This window comes from Acetobacter malorum (genome assembly GCF_002153605.1).
Taxonomy (GTDB): domain Bacteria; phylum Pseudomonadota; class Alphaproteobacteria; order Acetobacterales; family Acetobacteraceae; genus Acetobacter; species Acetobacter malorum_A.
The window spans coordinates 1-907 of record NZ_JOPG01000040.1; the positions used below are offsets into that span (position 1 = coordinate 1).

At 54.9% G+C, this 907-nt stretch carries 1 protein-coding gene; it reads left to right on the plus strand.

Going from position 1 to position 907, the window contains the following annotated elements; all coding sequences use genetic code 11:
- Positions 1-65 precede the first annotated feature (65 nt).
- Positions 66-890: an IS5-like element IS12528 family transposase gene (locus HK23_RS13010; RefSeq protein WP_077931072.1), complete on the plus strand. Its 825-nt coding sequence runs from the start codon at positions 66-68 to the stop codon at positions 888-890.
- Positions 891-907: the final 17 nt, after the last annotated feature.

Here is a 907-nt window from a genome sequence, read left to right on the forward strand (position 1 = left end):
AGAGCCCTTTTGGAAATTCGCTATGATAGGTTTTCAAGAGGTTTTGAGTGTGATTCAAAGGCAGGATGTGGACGCCAGCACAACGAGGCCGCATGGCCGGAATTACACGCAAGACGAAACGCTATCCGTCTGATCTGACAGATGAGGAATGGGAGCGCATAGCGCCTCTGATGCCCCCTGCGAACCGGCGTGGTCGGAAACGGACAACCGATTTCCGTGAGATCATCAATGCTCTGCGCTATCTCGTGCGCTCAGGCTGTGGTTGGGAGATGCTTCCGGTTCATTTTGGCCCATGGCAAACGGTTTACTGGTGGTTCCGCAGGCTGATGCGCCGTTTCCTGTTCCAGACCATTCATGATGTCTGTCTGATGCTCGATCGTGAAGCGGCAGGACGCGAAACCAGTCCATCGGGTGGTGTCATTGATAGCCAGAGTATCAAGGCACCCCACGCAAAGACACGTGGTTATGACGCAGGCAAGAAGATCGTCGGTCGGAAACGTCACATCGCAGTTGATACGGATGGCCGCCTTCTCCTGGTCCAGCTGACAACAGCCGATATTTCGGACAGTGCAGGAGGACAGATGATCCTTGATGCCATTCGTAAACGCTGGCCTTGGGTGAAGCACCTGTTTGCCGATGGAGCCTATGACCGCCTCCAGTTGATGGATAAGGCCACGTTTCTCGACTTCACAGTCGAGATCATCCGGCGGTCAGAGACAGCAAAAGGGTTTGAAATCCTGCCGCGTCGGTGGGTTGTGGAACGGACCTTCGGTTGGATGATCCGCTGGCGTCGCCTTGTGAAGGACTACGAACAGCGGATCGACGTCGCAGAGGCCATGATCCACATCGCCATGGGATGCCTCATGCTACGCCGAAACGCTCATCCGTGAATTTCCAAAAGGGCTCT

Coding starts and splice junctions, on each gene's coding strand:
- HK23_RS13010 (WP_077931072.1), top strand. CDS start 66: ATGTGGACGCCAGCACAACGAGGCCGCATGGCCGGAATTACACGCAAG.